This window comes from Sporosarcina sp. SG10008 (assembly GCF_044569405.1).
In the GTDB taxonomy this organism is placed as follows: domain Bacteria; phylum Bacillota; class Bacilli; order Bacillales_A; family Planococcaceae; genus Sporosarcina; species Sporosarcina psychrophila.
This window is the reverse complement of the sequence record NZ_CP172607.1, coordinates 1775735-1796271: the sequence shown is the minus strand read 5'-3', so window position 1 is coordinate 1796271 and position 20537 is coordinate 1775735. Positions and strand designations below refer to the sequence as shown.

Here is a 20537-nt window from a genome sequence, read left to right as displayed (position 1 = left end):
CTGTAAACCGATCGCGTAGTAGTCAATTAAGTTATTAATTGGTTGTTTTTGGTTAATCAACAAGTGTGTTATTAACGTTCTATAAGTAATAAAAACCCTTTGCATGAATTTCACTATCAGATTTATATTGATTGAAAGGTCATTCAACAATCCTAATAAACTGCCTCTATAAAATGGGCATGCTCAACAATTGTTCTTTTTATTGTGATTCTACAATAAGAAGGTAGAATTTAGAATAGTAGCTACGTTTAACTGTGAAAAATTGGAGAGAAAAATCAACAATAACATTTACCAAAGCTGATAAAATCACAGAAATTGAGTTAACAATAAATAAGTAGGTGAAAAAAATGGAAATTATATATGAGACTAAACGTTTATATCTATGTGTGTTTAATGACTCTCACTTAGATTCAGTGAAAAAGTTTTGGGGTGATGAAGAAGTGATGGCATTATGCGATGGTGCTTCTTCAAGTGATGTGTTGGGTCGAGTTATCGAAGGCTATAGGAAATGTCATGAAATTAACGGTTTATCCGTGTACGCAGTAAAAGATAAAGAATCTAAAGAAATTATAGGTGCTGCTGGATTTAATTGTGTGAATTCATTAAGCGATGTGGAATTAATTTATCATTATAGTAAAAAAATCTTGGGGCAAAGGTTTCGCAACAGAAGCGGCGTATGCTTGTGTAGAAATCGCCATAAATCATGGGGAAGTACAGGTTATCACTGCTTCTGCAAGTCCAGAGAATAAAGGGTCTTTAAAAGTATTAGAAAAGATTGGATTTCCTTTTAAATGCATGAAATGGTTTGAAGATACAGAGCAAGAAGAACTTTATTATGAATATAGGATATAGAAGTTATAAATAATCTACGAACTATAATGAATTGATAATAAAAAAATCTCTAAAACCTCTTTTCTTTTTTTCCTATTTCGTGATAGAGTAGTCCCTTATGCTTCACGCGCAACTCTGATTTCGCTTTTTATGTTACCGTCGCGCGTATGTATCAACGGTTGAAATACTGTTGCTTTAAAAAACAGTTTGACAATCACCTCAAGATGGGCAAATTTTTCATACCTACTTGCTATCTGTGCTTGGAAGCTTTATGCGGTACATCTACGACATATAATAGCAAGTAAAGGATTTCTATCCATTCAAGACTGTATTGAATACACTGTTGATAGTAATTTTAGCGAGTTTTATCGAATATGGTTACATAGAGTTAAACGAAGACAAAAGGTAGACGAGCATTATTAGGAATTACCTAAAAAGGTTTGCTGAAAAATAAGGGGGTGCTGCATGTTAGATTTGAATCCGGATCAATTTATTTTGAAACCGGCATTTGCCACTATTCATTGTGAGCCGACTTGGAAATGGAAAAAGCGCGATAAACCGTTCCCTAATTATGATTTATTTTATGTTTGGAGCGGTGAAGGAATATTGGTACTAAACGGAAAGTCTTATGATATACAAAAAGGGCACTGTTTTCTTTTTAAACATGGAGACGTGACAACTGCCACGCATAATCCCCAAGACCCCCTAGTATTAACCTATATTCATTTCGACTTAACTGAAACACCACAATTGGTCCCTACCGCCCATCGGATGGTTGAAAATACTTTCAGTTTTGAATCACTCTTAACTCAATACGTTCGCTTGTTATTAGTGAAAACATTTGGAATGGAAATAGAGGCAAAGCTCATCTTAAAGCAACTAATGATTCACCTATTGAGAGCAGAAGAAGAAAAGGTAGAGCAAATGGCTTACACGAGCAATATCTTGCTGGAAACTGTTCGGGAAATAGCTAACTATATTCAGCAGCATCCCGGTGAACAACATTCAATTGGAAGTTTAGCAGCTCGAGCCAATCTTTCTCCAAGATATTTTTCTCTGAAGTTTAAACAAATAATTGGCCATACGGTTAGATCATATATCATTCGTTCGCGCATTGAACGAGCGGAACATTTACTCCGTTATTCAGGTATGACAGTGACAGAAGCTGCGTATGTCCTTGGATACAGCGATCTCCATTTTTTCAGCAGACAATTTAAAAAGTACACAGGTAAAAACCCTTCAGAAATTCGTTAAACTAGCCAGGCTCTTATGCTTGGCTTTTTTTATTGCAAATTTACGGTATCACTAAAAAAGTGCAAATGTTTAAGCAATAAGTCTAAATCAATTCCATTTAATAATCGATATTATAAAAGTAGAAAATGAATTCAAATAGTAGAGGAGAACAGAGGTAGGTTGGGCTATTCAAGAAGTATGGAGGTAGTCATTGAATGTAATGAGTACATCATAAGCAAAATGTCATGAATGTTTTGGGGGAATAGATATGTCAGCTGATTATATACAACAACTGTTTGCAGACCGTTTAGGGGGTCCGCAATTTGGTTTAAAAGAGGAAATCTATAAATTCGAAAAAATAAAAAGAATAAAAAAAGAAGCATTGCAGGCAAATCCTCATATGGAATTGATCGATCTTGGCGTTGGAGAGCCTGATGCAATGGCAGATGAAGCAGTTGTGGAAATATTGGCAGAAGAAGCAAAGAAGCCTGAAAATCGCATGTATGCGGATAATGGGATAGTTGAGTTGAAGCATGCAGCTGCCAAATATATGAAACATGTATTTGGAGTGTATGACCTCGACCCAGAAACCGAGATCAACCATTCGATCGGATCAAAGTCAGCCTTGGCGATGCTTCCTGCAGCCTTCATCAATTCTGGTGATATTACACTTATGCCATCGCCCAGTTATCCTATTTTAGGCACTCACACAGAATACTACGGAGGAGAAATTGTCCATCTGCCGCTATTGGAGAGTAATTCATTTCTGCCAAAACTAGATTCATTGAATGAGGGTATTCTCAAGAAAGCGAAGCTACTTTACTTGAATTATCCGAACAACCCAACAGGGGCTGTAGCAACTGTAGAATTCTTTGAGGAAGTAGTCCAATTTGCAAAGAAAAATCAATTGATCGTTGTGCATGATGCTTCTTATGCTGCTCTCGTATTCGATGATGAAAAGCCGTTAAGCTTCCTTTCTGTACCCGGGGCAAAGGAGGTTGGAATAGAGCTTCATTCCTTATCGAAATCATTCAATATGACAGGCTGGCGCATTGGTTTTATGGCAGGAAATTCGAAACTTGTCAAAGTGATTAAGACAGTGAAGGACACTATTGACTCTGGTCAATTTATCGCCATACAAAAAGCAGCGGCATTTGCCCTTTCTCATCCAGAAATTACAGAACAAACTGTAGCTAAGTATTCACGGCGTCACAATCTTTTGGAAAAAGTTTTACGTGAGTGTGGCTTTAATGTTAAAAAACCGAAAGGATCATTTTTCTTATATACAAAGATACCAAAAGCGGTAGCAAGCGGTCCTCACTTTCAGTCAGCGGAAGAGTTTAGCCAATATTTATTACGTGAACATTTAATATCCAGTGTTCCATGGGATGATGCCGGACACTATGTGCGATTTTCGGTTACGTTTCAAGCGAAAGGAGTGAAAGAAGAGCAACGAGTAATCACTGAAATCAAAGCGAGGTTGAGTACATCCAAATTCATCTTTTAAGGGGGGGATAAAGTTGTTGTTTACTAAAATGCATGGTTTGGGAAACTCCTACGTTATTTTCAATCAATTAGAAACTGAAATGGACTACCAAGACTATAATCAGCTTGCTCAAATAGTATCTGATGTGAACTTCGGTATCGGGTCTGACGGCATAATAATAATAGGCTCTTCGGATATAGCAGATTTTCAAATGAGAATTTTTAACGTGGATGGATCGGAAGCAAGGAATTGTGGCAACGGATTGCGTTGTGTAGCAAAGATTCTTTTTGATCAAAAGTACGCTACAACATCCCATTTTACAATTGAAACGTTGGGTGGGGTGGTGCGTTTGGAAGTAGATGTAGACCATGAAAAGTACGTGCAGTATGTAACTGTTGATATGGGCGAGCCCAAACTACTAAAAAATAGGATACCGATGCAAGGAGATCCATTCTCGGTAGCGATAAATGAACCGCATTCTTTTGGAGGAGATGTGTATTACATGACTTATGTATCGATTGGGAATCCACATGCAATCATGTTTGTTGATGATGTGAATGAAGTGCCATTAGATAAAATAGGTCCTGTAATTGAACACTCTGATTTGTTCCCGGAACGAATAAACGTCGGAATTGTTCATGTCAAGAACAGCCAAGAAATTGATTATCGAGTGTGGGAACGTGGATCGGGTATAACAATGGCTTGCGGAACAGGGGCTTGCGCTGCGGTAGTAGCTGCCACATTAAACGATATGTTGGATAGACATCTTCCGATAACCGTTCATCTACCTGGAGGAGATTTGACGGTAAGTTGGGATGAACATGGCCACATTTGGAAAAGAGGTAAAGCAACATATATCTGCCATGGAGAATTGGGGAGAGACACCTATATTAATGGTTCAGTAATCGATGAAGGCAATGATTTTAGACAAAAGGGGAGGATCTAAGTATGAACAGAGAATCTATTTTAGATTTGGCTAAGATGCAAAATGTAAGGTATGTTCGACTACAATTTACAGACTTATTCGGGAAAATTAAAAATGTTGAAATTCCGATTAGTCAGTTGCCGAAAGCACTCGATAACAAAATGATGTTTGATGGCTCATCAATTGAAGGATTTGTACGTATTGAAGAATCTGATATGTATTTATACCCAGATTTAGATACGTTTATTATCTTTCCTTTTACAACAGAAAAAGGAAAGATCGCGCGTCTCATCTGTGATATTTATCATCCAGATGGAACACCATTTGAAGGTGACCCTCGCAATAATCTCAAAAGGATTTTAAATGAAATGAAAGTACTTGGGTTTTCTGATTTCAATGTTGGACCTGAACCTGAATTTTTCTTATTTAAACTCAATGACAAGGGTGAACCATCATTGGAATTGAATGATCATGGCGGTTATTTTGATCTTGCACCAACTGACTTAGGGGAAACTTGCCGTCGCGATATCGTATTTGAACTGGAAGAAATGGGATTTGAGATTGAAGCTTCCCATCATGAAGTAGCACCGGGCCAGCATGAAATTGACTTTAAATATCAAAGTGCCATAAGAGCCTGTGATGATATTCAAACCTTTAAGCTTATCGTTAAAACTATTGCTCGCAAACATGGGCTACACGCGACATTTATGCCTAAACCATTATTCGGCATAAATGGATCTGGCATGCATTGTAACTTGAGCTTATTCAAAAATGGCGAAAATGCATTTTATGATCCAAACGGGTCGCTAGAAATAAGTGATACTGCAAGAAGTTTTGTGGCAGGAATTCTGAAACATGCTCAGAGTTTTACTGCTATTACAAACCCTACTGTAAACTCCTACAAAAGGTTAGTTCCCGGGTATGAGGCGCCATGCTATGTGGCTTGGTCAGCAAGAAATAGAAGTGCACTTATTCGAATCCCCGCATCACGTGGAATGAGTACACGTGTAGAGGTTCGTAGTGTTGACCCTGCTGCAAATCCATATTTAGCCATGGCTGTCTTGTTAGCTGCGGGATTAGATGGCATTAAAAATAAATTAACACCTCCTGAAACAATTAACAAAAATATCTATGTGATGTCAAAAGAAGAGCGGGAAAAAACCGGAATCATTGATTTGCCGGCTACTTTAGCTGAGGCACTAAAAAAATTAAAAGCAGACAAAGTGATTACTCAAGCTATAGGCAGCCATTTGTTGGAACGGTTTATTGAAGCAAAAGAAATTGAATGGGATATGTATAGGACACAAGTACACCCATGGGAACGCGATCAATATCTGTCGCAATATTAATGAAGCGGTGGATAGTGAAAAAAAGCTAATATGTAAATTTCTAATGAGAAGGAGTGATTGCGAGTGTGTGGAATAACAGGATGGATTGATTGGCATCAAGATTTGACACAGCAAGTATTCATTGTGGAAAAGATGGCGAATTCATTGGCGAAGCGTGGTCCGGATGCTTCTAATGTATGGAGTTCGCGCCATCTGTTACTTGGTCATACCCGGCTTATAGTTGTCGATCCTGCCGGAGGTATACAGCCGATGTCAATAGAAAAAAACAACCATACTTTTACTATCGTATATAACGGAGAGCTTTATAATACAGAAGAAATTAGAAAGGAATTACTACAAAGAGGGTACTCTTTTCAGTCATATTCCGATACGGAAGTGTTACTGACGGCATATATCGAGTGGGGAGAAAATTGCGTAATGCATCTAAATGGAATTTTTGCATTTGCTGTTTGGGATCAACACCGAGAGCAGCTTTTTATGACAAGAGACCGACTTGGTGTCAAACCTCTATTTTACCGTGAAGAAAACGGATCGCTCATATTTGGTTCAGAGATTAAAGCAATACTGGCACATCCAAAAGTGAAAAGTGAAGTGGACAGGGAGGGGTTTCAGGAAATATTTGGATTAGGTCCATCCCGGACTCCTGGTCATGGTGTCTTTCGGGGCATTAATGAACTTCGCCCAGCTCATGCATTAATTTACAATCGAAATGGACTGAAAACTTGGCGGTATTGGAATGTAGAAAGCAAAAAGCATCATCATACGTTAGATGAGACGGCTGAACAAGTAAAAATTCTTGTAAAGGATGCCGTTGAGCGCCAGTTAGTTGCTGATGTACCTGTTTGTACATTCTTATCTGGAGGAATTGATTCGAGTGCTATTAGTTCATTTGCTTCAGAATATTTTAAAAAAGAGGGACGCGGTACCCTTCATACGTACTCCATTGACTACGAGCACAACAATCAATATTTCAAAGCGAGTTCCTTTCAGCCTGATCAAGATGCACCATGGATAGAGAAAATGCAACAATATTTGGGGTCTATTCATCACTCGGCTATTATAAATAATGATCAGCTGGCAAATCTGTTGGAAGAAGCAGTGATGATGAGAGATTTACCTGGTATGGCAGACGTAGACTCATCATTGTTATGGTTTTGCGAACAGATGAAACAAGATTATACAGTTGCATTGTCTGGTGAGTGTGCGGATGAGATCTTCGGAGGATATCCATGGTTCTATAAAGAAGAACTGCTGCACGGAAAGGAGTTTCCGTGGATGCGGTCACAAACGGAAAGACAGCAGCTGTTGCTTCCACATTGGCAAAAGAAACTCGATTTGGAAGGGTATGTGAGGGATCGCTATAACGAAACGATTAGTGAAGTGCCTCTTCTAGGGGGAGAAACCCAAATAGAAGCACGGCACCGGGAAATGTCTTATTTAAATATGATTTGGTTTATGTCAACGCTTCTGGAGCGAAAAGATCGCATGAGTATGGGAGCAAGTTTAGAAGTACGGGTTCCATTCGCCGATCACCGAATTGTTGAATATGCCTGGAACATACCGTGGGAAATGAAAATGCTGAACGGCCAAGAGAAAGGAATATTACGAAAGGCTTTAGAAGGAGTACTTCCTAATGAAATTCTATACCGGAAAAAGAGTCCGTACCCTAAAACACATCATCAAACATATATGAAACTCGTAAAGACTAAGTTAAACAACATCCTAGATAATAAAACATCTCCCCTACTAGAACTTGTCTCAAAACAAAGAGTCAAGGACATCATCAATTCAGACGGATCCTCATTCAAAGTTCCTTGGTTCGGTCAGCTTATGACAGGCCCCCAACTCATCGCCCACCTATCCCAAATTAACATGTGGTTAGTAAACTACAACATAAACATCATTGATAACTAATCTCCTTCGTTCTTTATTGTTATTAAGTGGCCGCAAGCAGCAAACGTTTTATGTCAGTGACTCCGCTCATTTATATAGCTTGCTTGACGTGTGAATAAAGTAACCCCACGGGAATTAGCATAATCCTTGGGGTTATTATTCCCATATTATTTCGTTCAAAAGGATTTTTCGCTTACCTTAAGAAAGAGAGGAAACCCCTGAGAATATAACCACAAAATGAACATGGATTTCAGGTTATATTTATAATTAATTACTCCTTTGACGTAGCTAATGAAATTATAAATACTGCTGAATTTAATTGTATGAATTTATTAATTAATATAGAATTAACTTATCATTATAATGAAAAATATAGTGGCAAAGGTTTCGCAAGAGAAACAGCGTAGTCTTACTTAGAAATTGCCGGAAATCATGTAGAAGTGCACGTGTACACAGCATCTGGAAGTCCTGATAGTCAAAGGTCACTAAAGGTATTGGAAAAGGTCGGCTTTACTTTTTTAGGTATGAAATGATTTGAGGATACGGGCCAGTATGAACCTAACTATGAGTATCCTTTTTAACTAATCATACATAAACTGTATTGGATGCAACCAAAAAAAGCTTGATAATCCATTTTCTTTGTTGTAGGATATTAACTAATTCGATTTCAATGAATTTTAACTATACTTGTAACAGCGATGATAAAGACATGAATTGTTTTGATGGTTTCCAGAGAGGGAAGTATTGCTGAAATCTTCCTAACTTAGAAAAACAATTTACCACTTTTGAGCTGCATGAAGCCGTCTATGCTACGTTACAGCACCATGAGCAAACGCCATTGTTGGATGGTGTTAGAAATTTGGGTGGAATCACGAGCAAACACACTCGTCCCTTTACTAGGGATGGGTGTGTTTATTTGTATAGAAATATAACTGAATAACGATAAAAGCGATGACAAAGACATGAATTATTTTGATGGTTTCCAGAGAGGGAAGTATTGCTGAGAACTTCCTAACGCAGAAGATAATTTACCACTTTTGAGCTGTATTAGTGAAATGAAGTAACTAATTCCGTTAATGCTACGTTACAGCGCCATGAGTTAACACCATTGTTGGATGGTGTTAGAAATTTGGGTGGAATCACGGGTAAATCATACTCGTCCCTTTATTTGGGACGGGTATTTTTTTATACAAAAAATTGGATGGGGTGTTTTAAGATGAATGACAAGCAAATTGAGATTCGATTTCCAGACAGTAGCCGAAAGAATTTTCCTCTAGGTATTACATTAGCGGATATTGCACAGTCCATTAGCTTAAGTTTGAGAAAGAATGTTGTAGCGGGAAAAGTGAATGAACAATTATATGATTTATCACAATGCATTATGGAGGATGCTGCGATTACACTTTTCACAAAGGAATCGATAGAAGGACTCGAAGTTCTAAGGCACACAACTGCACATGTGCTAGGGCAGGCGGTTAAAAGACTTTATGACGATTCGAAGTTAGGGATTGGACCCATAATTGAACACGGTTTTTACTATGACTTTCTATCGGATACAAGCGTCACTTCGAATGATTTAGTAATGATTGAAAAAAAGATGCAAGCTATTATCGAAGAAGATTTGAAAATTGAACGTATAGAAGTCACGTATGGAGAGGCAGAAGAACTATTTGAGAAGCGTGGCGAATTGTTTAAGTTAGAACTATTAAAAGACATACCAGCGGACGAGAAAATTTCCCTTTATAAACAAGGAGAATTTATAGACCTTTGCCGCGGACCACATTTACCGTCAACTGGATGGATAAAAGCATTCAAGTTAACGCAGGTGTCAGGTGCTTATTGGCGGGGAGATAGTGATAATCAAGTGATGCAACGTATCTATGGAATTTCCTTTTTGAAAAAGAAAGACTTAGAACAGCATTTGTATTTTTTGGAGGAAGCAGAAAAAAGGGATCATCGAAAACTTGGAAAGCAACTTGAATTATTCATGTTCTCTGAGGAAGCACCAGGCATGCCGTTCTATTTACCGAATGGGCAGATAATACGCACTGAGCTAGAGAACTTTTCACGTGCACTTCAGACGAAGGCGGGGTACGCAGAAGTCCGCACGCCTTTCATGATGAATCAACGTCTGTGGGAGCAATCGGGGCACTGGGATCATTACCATGAGAATATGTATTTTTCAGAAGTGGAAAACGCAAAATTTGCGATGAAGCCGATGAACTGTCCTGGCCATATGCTAATTTTCAAAAATAGTCTTCATTCATACCGTGATTTACCAATACGTATGGCTGAATTCGGTCAAGTCCATCGCCATGAATTTAGTGGTGCTCTTAACGGACTATTAAGGGTTCGAACATTTTGCCAAGACGATGCGCATATTTTTGTGAGACATAATCAAATTAAAAGCGAAATAAAGCAAGTTATTCATCTTATTGATGAAGTTTATCGAACTTTTGGTTTTGAATATTCGATTGAACTTTCAACTAGGCCAGAACAATCACTAGGAAGTGATGAGATTTGGAATGATTCAGAAGAGGCTCTAAAGAATGTATTAGAGGATCTAGCGGTTACTTATCAATTAAATGAGGGGGATGGTGCATTTTACGGACCAAAAATTGACTTCCATATTAAAGATGCACTTGGACGCAGCCACCAATGCGGCACAATTCAACTCGATTTCCAAATGCCTGAAAAGTTTGACCTCACGTATATTGATGAAAACAACGAAAAAGTTCGGCCGGTGGTCATTCACCGTGCAATTTTTGGCTCAATCGATCGTTTTTTCGGCATACTGATTGAACATTTTGCAGGTGCTTTTCCAACATGGCTCGCTCCTAGGCAAGTACAAATTGTTCCTGTTTCAAGTGTACATTTGGATTACGCATTGTGTGTACAGTCCGTTTTAAGAAATGAAGGCATACGTGTTGAAATTGATCAGCGGAACGAAAAGTTAGGTTACAAGGTAAGAGAAGCCCAACTTCAGAAGGTTTCTTATACACTTATTCTTGGTGACAAAGAGGTTAGTGATGGAACGGTGAATGTTCGGGAATTTGGTAGTCAGAAAACGGAGTGTTTATCTATTGAAGGCTTTGCTTTGTTGATTAAACAACAGATAGAGCAGCGTGTCCTTTAAGAATCTCAAATCTTCGAAATTGTGAGTAGTTGGAATTGACGGTATAATTAGTTAAAAGTATATCTTTCCTATAAGTACAGGGGGGAATTGTCAATAGTAGAAGTTATACGTTTAAGACGTGAAATCACTAGTTTTCAGGAGAAAGAAATTCTGGGGACCTACTGGATCAAATCATAGATTCAGCTTTATGCACCTTCAGGGAATAATTTTCCTTCCCGTGAATTTATCGTCATTGAAAAACGTGGAAAAATTGGCTGTTTTGAAAAACGACACCCTTCATGAAATGGCTGTCTACTGCGCAAGTGGCGATTGTTGTGACTGGGCGACCTGGTATCAGTAAATAGTGGCTGCAAGATGCATCCATCGCGACAGCATTTATGTGGTTAGCTGCAACGGATCTACAGCTCGGCGTTGGGTTTGATGCTGTCTATCATTCAGAGGATGCAGAAGAGTCGAGGGTTCGTGAAACAGATGTGAGGGAAGCTTTAAACATCCCGTCAGACCTAAAATTGTTGCAATTCTAGGTCTTGGTTTTCCTATAGAAAAACCAAAAGTCAAAAAAATATTGAATCGAGATGATATCGTCCATTACGAATTATTTCAAACCGACATCGAATAATAAAAAATGCTTACCTGGATTAGTTATTTCAGTTCTGAGTAGGCATTTTTTAGTTGGGCATAGTTTGACGCATACGTTTACTTAATACTTATCTTTACTTTCCGATACTATTGCTATTATTTTTACGTAAAATGTAATATTAAATGCAACAAAACATAAAAGTCCCCATTAACCATGACTCAGGCGATGTTAGCGAGTTCTTCTAACAAGCACTCTTATGGCGTGCGGTAGTCTAGAATCTTTCTAGGTAGACGGTTGCGCCAGTCCTCGGCGTAACGGATTGTTTCTTCCACATCAGAGTTACGAAATCCTGCAGCAACTCACCTTCACAAGGCCGGTAATGCTCACTATTAATTATTTGAAGGTCCAACATAAATTTCATCCTTGCATCGTTTGCTTTCCCATCCCCTTCAGCATTATAATAATCTCCTCGATCACAATTTCCGGTTCATCGTGATGAATATAATGTCCGCTCCGACCAGCAATCCGGTGTTTGCTTGACGTTGACAGCCACTGGAAATCTACTTGCAGCCTTTGCTCAATTTCCAGTATTTCCTTATCAGGCCATTCCCCGTCACTCTTATCCGGTAAGCCTCTTGTGATAATTGAGAGAGGAATGTCACTTATTCGGAAATAATCAACGATTTGTTTATAACTCTGTACCTTATCGATCTTCTCACTATTTAACATAGGATTCTCGAAATATTCCCTATTTCCTGCAACCAACTTTTCAGGCAAAACCTTTTCATACGCAAGCTCTTTATATTCGGGCGCAGCATCAACCAAAACTATACCGGAAATGACCTGCGGATAAAGGCTTGCATACAATCTGGCGACCAAACCGCCAAAAGAATGCCCCACCAATACATAGGGCGGTTGGACCTCAAGCTCTAGCAACAATTCGGAAAGCTCCTCTACCAGATCAAGGCAAGTGCGGGGCGGATGTCACACGGCTCCTGCCAACACCCGCCCTGTCGTAAGAAAAGGTAGATGTTTCCTGAGATATTCGGCCTTGGACCTCGTTCCAAGTCTCACAACTATCGCCTAATCCAGCTATGAAAATTACGCTCGGTGTACTTTTTTGTGAATATTTACTGTACAGCCTGCGGTTATCGCAGGTATCAATTAACTTTTTACGTTGAATAGTCACTTTTAATCACCCATTTAAATTATAAGCTAAACACTATTAATTTTTCTACCTTAAATGCAATAAATCATGAAAGTACAGACGAACCGTTACTCAAGCTATATTGGAGAGTTCTTCTAAGAAGCATTCATCAGGCGTTTGATACCCAAGAATCTTTCTAGGCAGGCGATTACACTAGTTTTCTGCATAGCAAATTGTATCTTCAGAAACTGAAGTGATTGTTTTCCACTTCGGGATAAAACGATGGATTAATCCATTATGGTCCTCATCCGTTCCACGTTCGCAAGATGTATAGGGATGGGCAAAGAAGACCTCTGTACCTTCACGGAAGACGGAAGTATTAAGTTCGGAGAATTCGGATCCGTTATCAGCGATAATTGTTTTAAACAGCTTTGCGAAGTTAGTCTCGTAGTTCACAGAAAGCAGCACTTACCACTTAGCTACTCTTGGCAAGAATCCTTAAGGTGATCTCCTTACGGGTTTTACGTTCAGTAATTGTGAAAAGTGCCTCGTCCTGGCTCTTCTTTCCGATGGCAGTATCGATTTCCCAATCGCCGAATATTTCCCAATCGCCGAATACTTCACGATCCTCGACTTCAGTCGGGCGTTCTTCGATACTCTGACCAAGAACACGCTTGTTTACCCGGCTTCTTTTTGTTTTTGTGTTTAGGCGAACCTTCATAGGTAAATCAATATTTTTGACAGTGATGAGTCTGAGCTCAATATAGTTGTAAAATGTTTTTGTACAAACGCGTGCCTTATCAAAGAGATTGTTGCGCTACGCAAATCCGCAGACGTCGTCGGGTGACCACTCATCATACAATATCTTAGCCTCTACAAACTTGATAAATTCAATGGTTTCATCAAGCTTGGGTTTGGCACCGCAAGCTTTCTGATTTTCTTGGTATTTGACTTGGGCTGTCTCTGGGAAGTGGGCTTCGTACATGGTGCGGCCGGTTTTCAACTGTGTTACGGTACCACGCTTTAATTCACGCCAGATTATACTACGGTCATAGTCGATCGAGTTTGAGATGTCCTGCATGGATTTTCCCTTCGCCGTGAAGCGCTGCAATCATGCCTCGTTTATAGGTGCGTTTAAATGTGGTAGAATGTGTTTGTGCCATAGATAAACCTCCGTATTGATTGTGTTTTAGTCGACCTAATCATACACGGTTTGTCTGTGGCTTTTCATGTTTTAAGGTTGTTGCATTTGATTATACAACTAGTCAAAATAAGAAAGCTTGACTTGAAGGGAATGAAATTCATGGATGTTGTATTTAAAACTGAAAAAGCTGTATTTAATTATCGAGTAGCTGGAATTTGGATTGAAAATGGGCATGTTTTATTACATCGGGATGTAAATGAGTCGCAATGGTCTCTTCCTGGGGGAAGAGTTGAAATTGCGGAGGATTCGCAAAGCAGCCTTAAAAGGGAATTTCGTGAAGAATTGGGAATTGACGTGCATGTGGACCGAATGGCTTTGGTCATCGAGAATTTCTTTGAACATGGCGGGAGAGATTTTCATGAAATTGGCTTTTATTATGCGATAACATCAAAGGGGAATCCATCTTCATATAACGAAGCCCCTTTTCATGGCATTGAAGGCGAGCGATTAATATTTAAATGGACACCAATCAAAGAACTGAATGAAGTCGCATTATACCCTGAATGTTTACGTGCCGTTTTAAAAGATATGACGCCGTATATCCAACATTTTGTAGTTAAATAATAGAAGTTTATCAATCTTAATTCTAGTAAAATTGATTATTCTTTTAGAACAGGAAAAACTAAATAATGAGTACTTTGATAAGCGCTCATTATTCAGTTTTTTACATATATGATGGGACTTAGCTTGGAAGTCCTGCTTTAATCCCAAAAATAAAGAATATCATAGAAATTGCTAGTAGTTTAACGAAATACATTGTCGGGCACTCCAGTTCTTACTGTTACGACCAGTGCCCTGCGATAAATTCATCCCGACCAGAAAGTGCGCGGTCTTCTTCGTAATGCTCTTGTTCTTTTGCGTGATAATCCTGGTGATAGTCTTCTGCACGGTAAAATGTTTCAGTGGGACGGATTGGTGTCACAATCGGTTTAGAGAATGTACCGCTTGCACCAAGTTTATCTTTAGACGTTTCGGCAATTTGACGCTGCTCATCTGTATAATAGAAGATAGCTGTTGAATATGAATGTCCGCGGTCTTGGAATTGTCCATCTGCATCGGTCGGGTCGATTTGCTGCCAAAATACATCCAGCAATTTATCATAGGAAAAAACGGATGGATTATATGTGATTTCGACGACCTCTAAATGACCAGAGTCGCCCTTTTTGACATCTTCATATGTAGGATTCACAACATGTCCTCCCATATAACCGGATACGACGTCGTGGATACCGTCCCACTCTTTAAATGGTTTCACCATACACCAAAAACAACCACCAGCAAATGTGGCTTTTTCAACTATTTCTTTAGTCATCGTTACCAACACCCTTTCATTGCATATAAGTAAATTGTATCATAATTAGAATAGTAGAAAATAGTTGTTTGCCTCTGTTTAGTACAACAGCAAAAAGAGCGCCTACTAAGCGCTCTTACAGTTGAGAGATGCTAATGAGCGGTTGAGATTGGATTATTTTTTATATTAATAGATGAAGCTTGCGCCAATGATTATCAATAGTATAAAAAGCACAACAAGCAAAGCAAACGAGCTACCTTCTCCACCACCATGTTCACGTCCCATATCTTACACCACCTTTCTTCACCAACATCTATGTAACATATGCAGGGATGTAATGGGGGGAGTGGGGAACTGTTGTAAATCGACCATTATAGAATAAATATTAATGGATATAACTACATTAACAGACCTAGATCCGCGCAAAAAATAGTTAAGGTTAACCTCAAGGGCCCATCGTGTTATAATTGAAATAATTAGACGCAACCAAGAGACTTCCTGTTCGTCCTAATGGAGATATCACTTTTTGGAGGAATCAATAATGGAAGAACATTATGAAGGGCCAGTACCGAAAAGAAGAAGAAAGAAAAAACTTCGCATCGGCAGGGTCATCTTTTTAATAGTCACACTCTGTTTTATCGGAGCTGGGTTGTATTCATATACTGAATACAATGCGGGGAAATCGTTGGCAAAAAACAATGGGATTGACCCGGGTCCGTTTAAAGGGGATGCTACAGATCCGAAGTATACATCCGTTGAAAATTACTTACTGCTCGGTGTGGACGATGATGGCAGTGGGAAATCGCGGACAGATACGATGATGGTGCTATCTTGGGATAAGGGTGCTGGGAAGATACGGGTGATTTCATTTATGCGTGATATTTATGCGGAGATTCCAGCATACAAGTCGTATAAGTTAAATACCGCCTATTATCTCGGCAAACTGCAGACTACGAAAGACACGATAACAGGGATGTTTGGTGTCCCTATTCATCACTATGCAATTGTTGATTTTGCTAACTTTGAATCGATTGTTGATATTGCGTTTCCAGGCGGAGTAGAGATTGATGTTAAAAAAGAAATGTCAGAAAAGATTGGCGTTACACTTATGCCAGGAAAAAAACAGTTGAACGGCAAGGAATTACTTGGCTATGCGCGTTTTCGTGCAGATGAAGAAGGTGATTTTGGTCGAGTTGCACGACAACAAGAAGTAATCTCTGCGATGAAGGACGAAGCGATGCGACCAGGAATGATTGCAAATGTGCCGAAGCTTGCAGGAGCGTTATCAGGTTTCATCAATACGGACTTAACGTCAAAAGACGAAATTTCACGTGCAATCTCCCTTATAATGAAAAAAGGTGCAGAAGTTGAAACGATGACTGTTCCAATAGAGGGATCCTATTCATTTAATTCGTATCCACACGCTGGATCTGTTATTGAAGTGGATAAAGTGAAAAATAAAGAGGCGATCTCAAAATTCCTTAATATGAAGTTGGATTAATAGCACAAACTTGACGAGAGTAGAGGATGCCCATGGAAGCTGATGAGAATAGAAATAAACCGATTTCGAATATAATTCGTTTTTTAGGTGGGCGTAGCACGTTGTTTGTTCTCATTTCACTATTATTGATTGGCTTAATCATACTTATTTTTAATCGGATTTCTTTCATTTTTTATCCGATTACTGTCTTTTTCTCGACGGTAGTATTGCCAGTCATTCTTGCAACAATTGCTTATTACTTACTAAGGCCCATCTTACGTTTATTAGAAAAAATCAAAATACCACGAATCTGGGGTATATTAATTCTATTCATCGGAGCCATGGGTCTTATCACCTTGCTGGTCTTTATGGTATTTCCATTCTTGAAAATACAGTTTAATAACCTTGTCGAAGACTTCCCTACATATTTCAGCCAGATGGTGCTGAAAATCGATGAGTTTTTAAGAACATCGATTTTCGCTTCTTATTATGAAAGTTTGGATATTAATGTAAAAAATATCCTTGAATCTGGGCAAGGGGATATCGGAAAGTATTTCACGGATGCGGTCGGTGGAATTGCAAGTGGTCTTAGTTCTTTCATTTCTGCTTTAACTGGTTTTGTTCTTGCAATTATTACGGTGCCCTTTATTCTCTTCTATTTATTGAAAGATGGGGAGAAGCTGCCACGTTACTTTGTTCAGATGCTGCCTCCGCACATGCGTAATGACGCTAAAACCATTCTTCGCGATGCGGATCACCAAATTAGTTCTTATATCCAGGGGCAAATTCTTGTCGCGATTTGCATTGGTGTCATGGTTTCAATTGGGTTTCTTATCATCGGAATGAAATACGCGTTACTGCTCGGTGTCATTGCAATGTTTACAAGTGTCGTCCCGTACCTAGGACCGCTTATCGCAATTACTCCTGCAGTCATTATCGCTGTGGCATCGCCCTTCATGCTTATCAAGTTAGCAATCGTTTGGACAATTGTTCAACTCATCGAAGGGAAGTTTATTTCACCGCAAATTATGGGGAAATCATTGCATACACATCCGGTCACTATCATTTTTGTTTTACTCACTGCAGGATCGTTGTTCGGTGTGCCCGGTGTCGTTCTCGGAATCCCGGGATATGCACTCATTAAAGTTGGGGTAACACATTTATTTAAATTGTTCAAAATACGGTATAATAAACATGTAGCTGCTGAAGGCTTATATTATGAAGATCCGGATGGTCGAAGATTGGGGGAATAGAACATGGTAAGGCAGTTTTTATCAACGATTGAATATGGAGAAATGACCGTTAATACAAACGTCGATGGACCGAATGTCGCTTTTGGTGAAACACTTTCCGGCACGGTTTATATCGATGGGGATGCCAGTGATGAACTCGTCGATTTTATTGTGATTGAGTTGTTGAAACGGTCGGAAATTGATGAAGTGATTATTGCAAAACAATCTATTGAAATAATGAGTGACATCAAATCAAAAGAAACATGGATGATTTCGTTTGAAATGGTACCTGACGAGCGATGGGAGAGCGAATCGGAAACTCGAATCCAAACGCTTATTTTAAAGACCACGGTTCATCTCAAAAATGGAATTGATATCCAAGATGAAGGCGAAATTACATATACATGATATCCAACGCGTCCAACTATATGGACGCGTTTTTGCATTTCGCCAAAGCCACTCATATGCAAGGGATTGAATTTTCTATCAATACAGTTACTTATACTTTTCTTGCTGTATAATTGTAGAAAGAGTTGGTGGGGGGAATTCATTAATGGAAAAAATCATTCCTATTTTTCACTCGTTATCTAAAAGCATGCGTGGCATTCATAAGTCGAGTTGCAATGTGATTTCAATCGTTCAAAGTTCAATACTTTATGAGATTTCATTAATGAATAAACCGTCCATGCAAATGGTGGCTGAAGCTGTCGGTATGGACATCACGACGTTTTCCAGACAGATTGGTACGTTGGAGAAGAAAGAGCTGGTCGTCCGAACTCCTTATGAAGGAGACCGGAGAATATATTTATTGTCGTTAACTGGAAAGGGCAGTGACATGGTGGTGGCCATCAATGGAATCATTGCTTCCAAAATGGAGAATGCCTTGGCTTCTATGAATGACTTTGAACGTGAAACAGTCCTTCGCTCTATGCATGTATTGGAGGTAAAGCTGCGAGGGAACTAAGTAGTAATCAGGGATGAGGGGATTACTATGTGCGAAATTTGCATTTTGCAAGTGATTAAATTGTCGATAAATTGCGGCATGTAAATAGATGAGGTAAATAATTTGCAAAATGCAAGTGAATAACTTCGCTTTTTTCATGAGGGTAGGTTGGTTTTGCTAATTATTTGTAGAGTGCAACTATTCTTTATATGTATACGAGTTACTAACTACTTGGTGTTTACGTATTAAGAATAATTTATGGACAGACCTTTTTAATAAGATTGATAAAGGAAAGGGTTCATACATTTCTAGCCGTTCATTCATGGTCTTTTTATTAACGAAATGTGTTTAAGTGACGGTTTGAATAGCTGTCACCAAACACTATTATAAGGTTTTTATAGCTTTTGCTTTAAATCTCGCTTGCTGAATTTCGTAATAAGTTTGTGAAGAAAGAATTCGCGATTAATTTATCAGTAGTAAAAAAAGAGGGACTTCAAAAAGAATAGTAAGGGACAAATCAAGAACGTCTAATCAGGCGTTCTTTTTAATTACCCAAAATAAGGAGTGATGGAATGGCTGACGGAGACGTTAAAATGATCATCTAACGGGCATTAAGACTTTTTTTAGCACAATGGCTAAAAATGACATGACTGGAGCTTTAGAATCCGCTAATTCGGCTTATTACAAGTTCGATAAGGGGGTAAGACGATATTGTATGTTGAACGGCACAGTGACTGTAGGAGTCCACATTGTAGTAATGGTAGCTTTGTTGTGGCAAAACATTCAATGGAAATACAGGAAATAGGCCGTTACCGAAAGGACGAGTAGTTCATAAAATAGTAGAAGGGAAAGAGGTGATTAAATGTTTGAAGTTTACGATGTAGTCTTAATTCCTCTGATATTGGGGATTGTGGAGTTGTTTAAAAGGGCTGGCGTGAGTAAAAAAGTGTTGCCGTTTATCGCTTTAGTAATCGGTATTGCTGTAGGTGTGATTTATGTGGCTGACTTTGATTTAAAACAGGGTATATTAGTTGGTGCAATGTTAGGGTTATCAGCCTCAGGATTGTATTCAAGTGCTAAAAACACTGTAGAGAAGAGTGACGAGTAATCGTTACTCTTTTTTAGGTGTAGCTTTGTTAAAATCTGATGAGAACGTACGCCCTTGCTTTGCTGGGATAAACAATAGAGAACGGAATTGTTTTGGATGATTTCCAAGGTAATGAATGTAGAAATCAGAAAGCTACTTACAGCGGGGCAATATAGGTTAAAAGAGTTTTTTTCTTACATAGAGGATTATTATCGAGGCTTCTCATGAGTTGTGTAAACTTTTGGGAACATTCTTTTTTCTTTTCTTGTGTTACGTGGAGATAAACATTCTTGGTGATTTGATCATCTGAATGGGCAAGTCTACCCATGATTTGTTCGAGTGCGACACCTGCTTCTGCTAAAAGTGAAGTGTGTGTATGTCTCAATGAGTGAGGTGTCTAGTCTTTGTTTAATTTTGTGATTGCAATAAGTCTAGCTATCCTGAGTTGTACCATTTTAATGACGATAGGATATCTTGGATGTCTCTCTGTTTTAGCAAAGATGAGGTCTTGATTATTGTAAGCATCACCTAACTGCTGAATGGTTTTTGCTTGAGTTTCTTTGTGAAGGCTCAAAGCTTTGATCACATCTTCATCCACAACAATTTTCTGTCTAGATTTTTTCGTTTTTGGTGTCACCAACTGAAACTGATTTCGTTTCCAATTAAAATGAATTAAATGTTATTACTTATATTAAAGAAGGTTGCTTTTCTATTATAGGT

At 38.7% G+C, this 20537-nt stretch carries 17 protein-coding genes, 2 pseudogenes and 1 other annotated feature; of the genes and pseudogenes, 13 read left to right on the top strand and 6 right to left on the bottom strand.

All coding sequences use genetic code 11. From position 1 onward, the window contains the following. Positions 1-624: 624 nt before the first annotated feature. The 7 genes from ACGLYD_RS08620 to thrS all read left to right on the top strand — a co-directional run bounded on the left by ACGLYD_RS08620 (position 625) and on the right by thrS (position 10853). Positions 625-852, top strand: a complete 228-nt coding sequence (locus ACGLYD_RS08620; protein ID WP_399633159.1) for a GNAT family N-acetyltransferase — start codon at positions 625-627, stop codon at positions 850-852. Between the two features lie 444 nt (positions 853-1296). Continuing rightward, positions 1297-2085, top strand: coding sequence for an AraC family transcriptional regulator (locus ACGLYD_RS08615; protein WP_338656611.1), 789 nt, complete (start codon positions 1297-1299; stop codon positions 2083-2085). Positions 2086-2332: 247 nt separating this feature from the next. Beyond that, positions 2333-3571, top strand: a complete 1239-nt coding sequence (locus tag ACGLYD_RS08610; RefSeq protein ID WP_338656613.1) for an LL-diaminopimelate aminotransferase — start codon at positions 2333-2335, stop codon at positions 3569-3571. A 13-nt stretch (positions 3572-3584) separates the two neighbouring features. Beyond that, a complete protein-coding gene (dapF, locus tag ACGLYD_RS08605; protein WP_338656615.1) occupies positions 3585-4496 on the top strand; it encodes a diaminopimelate epimerase in 912 nt (303 codons plus the stop codon). A 2-nt stretch (positions 4497-4498) separates the two neighbouring features. After that, positions 4499-5824: a type I glutamate--ammonia ligase gene (glnA, locus tag ACGLYD_RS08600; RefSeq protein WP_067209467.1), complete on the top strand. Its 1326-nt coding sequence runs from the start codon at positions 4499-4501 to the stop codon at positions 5822-5824. Positions 5825-5887: 63 nt separating this feature from the next. Continuing rightward, complete coding sequence (asnB, locus tag ACGLYD_RS08595; RefSeq protein WP_399632419.1) at positions 5888-7738, top strand: asparagine synthase (glutamine-hydrolyzing); 1851 nt, start codon at positions 5888-5890, stop codon at positions 7736-7738. A 921-nt stretch (positions 7739-8659) separates the two neighbouring features. Further along, positions 8660-8884: a binding site (T-box leader), on the top strand. A 49-nt stretch (positions 8885-8933) separates the two neighbouring features. Further along, complete coding sequence (gene thrS / locus ACGLYD_RS08590) at positions 8934-10853, top strand: threonine--tRNA ligase (protein ID WP_399632417.1); 1920 nt, start codon at positions 8934-8936, stop codon at positions 10851-10853. Between the two features lie 997 nt (positions 10854-11850). Here thrS and ACGLYD_RS08585 read toward each other — a convergent pair. Beyond that, positions 11851-12622: pseudogene (locus ACGLYD_RS08585) on the bottom strand (alpha/beta fold hydrolase). 90 nt (positions 12623-12712) lie between these two features. Then, positions 12713-13743, bottom strand: a pseudogene (locus ACGLYD_RS08580) (IS30 family transposase). A gap of 86 nt (positions 13744-13829) precedes the next feature. On the opposite strand from ACGLYD_RS08580, the gene ACGLYD_RS08575 reads away from it, so the two are divergent. Then, complete coding sequence (locus ACGLYD_RS08575; RefSeq protein WP_255428430.1) at positions 13830-14348, top strand: NUDIX hydrolase; 519 nt, start codon at positions 13830-13832, stop codon at positions 14346-14348. 217 nt (positions 14349-14565) lie between these two features. Here the strand turns inward: ACGLYD_RS08575 and msrA are convergent, their stop codons facing one another. After that, the gene (gene msrA / locus ACGLYD_RS08570) at positions 14566-15096 is read right to left on the bottom strand and encodes a peptide-methionine (S)-S-oxide reductase MsrA (protein WP_338656621.1); all 531 of its coding nucleotides are present in this window, start codon (positions 15094-15096) and stop codon (positions 14566-14568) included. Positions 15097-15261: 165 nt separating this feature from the next. Further along, the gene (locus ACGLYD_RS08565; RefSeq protein WP_082786576.1) at positions 15262-15360 is read right to left on the bottom strand and encodes a YjcZ family sporulation protein; all 99 of its coding nucleotides are present in this window, start codon (positions 15358-15360) and stop codon (positions 15262-15264) included. Between the two features lie 256 nt (positions 15361-15616). On the opposite strand from ACGLYD_RS08565, the gene ACGLYD_RS08560 reads away from it, so the two are divergent. From ACGLYD_RS08560 to ACGLYD_RS08540, 5 genes are all read left to right on the top strand, one after another. Then, positions 15617-16576 (top strand): LCP family protein, encoded by a 960-nt coding sequence (locus ACGLYD_RS08560; protein ID WP_067209453.1) that lies wholly within the window; start codon positions 15617-15619, stop codon positions 16574-16576. A 26-nt stretch (positions 16577-16602) separates the two neighbouring features. Further along, positions 16603-17808 carry an AI-2E family transporter gene (locus ACGLYD_RS08555; RefSeq protein WP_187044880.1) on the top strand — a complete coding sequence of 402 codons (1206 nt, stop codon included), beginning with the start codon at positions 16603-16605 and terminating at the stop codon, positions 17806-17808. A gap of 3 nt (positions 17809-17811) precedes the next feature. Then, positions 17812-18195, top strand: coding sequence for a sporulation protein (locus ACGLYD_RS08550; protein WP_067209440.1), 384 nt, complete (start codon positions 17812-17814; stop codon positions 18193-18195). 145 nt (positions 18196-18340) lie between these two features. Further along, positions 18341-18751 carry a MarR family winged helix-turn-helix transcriptional regulator gene (locus ACGLYD_RS08545; RefSeq protein ID WP_067209437.1) on the top strand — a complete coding sequence of 137 codons (411 nt, stop codon included), beginning with the start codon at positions 18341-18343 and terminating at the stop codon, positions 18749-18751. An 841-nt stretch (positions 18752-19592) separates the two neighbouring features. Further along, positions 19593-19838: a hypothetical protein gene (locus tag ACGLYD_RS08540; RefSeq protein ID WP_067209436.1), complete on the top strand. Its 246-nt coding sequence runs from the start codon at positions 19593-19595 to the stop codon at positions 19836-19838. A 136-nt stretch (positions 19839-19974) separates the two neighbouring features. Here ACGLYD_RS08540 and ACGLYD_RS08535 read toward each other — a convergent pair whose 3' ends face one another. Together ACGLYD_RS08535 and ACGLYD_RS08530 are read right to left on the bottom strand one after the other, a co-directional pair. Then, the gene (locus tag ACGLYD_RS08535; RefSeq protein WP_082786575.1) at positions 19975-20202 is read right to left on the bottom strand and encodes a tyrosine-type recombinase/integrase; all 228 of its coding nucleotides are present in this window, start codon (positions 20200-20202) and stop codon (positions 19975-19977) included. Positions 20203-20214: 12 nt separating this feature from the next. Then, complete coding sequence (locus ACGLYD_RS08530; RefSeq protein ID WP_399632409.1) at positions 20215-20454, bottom strand: hypothetical protein; 240 nt, start codon at positions 20452-20454, stop codon at positions 20215-20217. Between the last annotated feature and the right edge of the window lie 83 nt (positions 20455-20537).

What these genes read in the sequence shown, in the direction of transcription:
- glnA (WP_067209467.1), top strand. Translation starts at nt 4,499, where the DNA reads ATGAACAGAGAATCTATTTTAGATTTGGCTAAGATGCAAAATGTAAGG.
- ACGLYD_RS08565 (WP_082786576.1), bottom strand. Translation starts at nt 15,360, where the DNA reads ATGGGACGTGAACATGGTGGTGGAGAAGGTAGCTCGTTTGCTTTGCTT.
- thrS (WP_399632417.1), top strand. Translation starts at nt 8,934, where the DNA reads ATGAATGACAAGCAAATTGAGATTCGATTTCCAGACAGTAGCCGAAAG.
- ACGLYD_RS08560 (WP_067209453.1), top strand. Translation starts at nt 15,617, where the DNA reads ATGGAAGAACATTATGAAGGGCCAGTACCGAAAAGAAGAAGAAAGAAA.
- ACGLYD_RS08540 (WP_067209436.1), top strand. Translation starts at nt 19,593, where the DNA reads ATGTTTGAAGTTTACGATGTAGTCTTAATTCCTCTGATATTGGGGATT.
- ACGLYD_RS08545 (WP_067209437.1), top strand. Translation starts at nt 18,341, where the DNA reads ATGGAAAAAATCATTCCTATTTTTCACTCGTTATCTAAAAGCATGCGT.
- ACGLYD_RS08615 (WP_338656611.1), top strand. Translation starts at nt 1,297, where the DNA reads ATGTTAGATTTGAATCCGGATCAATTTATTTTGAAACCGGCATTTGCC.
- ACGLYD_RS08610 (WP_338656613.1), top strand. Translation starts at nt 2,333, where the DNA reads ATGTCAGCTGATTATATACAACAACTGTTTGCAGACCGTTTAGGGGGT.
- ACGLYD_RS08555 (WP_187044880.1), top strand. Translation starts at nt 16,603, where the DNA reads ATGCCCATGGAAGCTGATGAGAATAGAAATAAACCGATTTCGAATATA.
- msrA (WP_338656621.1), bottom strand. Translation starts at nt 15,096, where the DNA reads ATGACTAAAGAAATAGTTGAAAAAGCCACATTTGCTGGTGGTTGTTTT.
- ACGLYD_RS08550 (WP_067209440.1), top strand. Translation starts at nt 17,812, where the DNA reads ATGGTAAGGCAGTTTTTATCAACGATTGAATATGGAGAAATGACCGTT.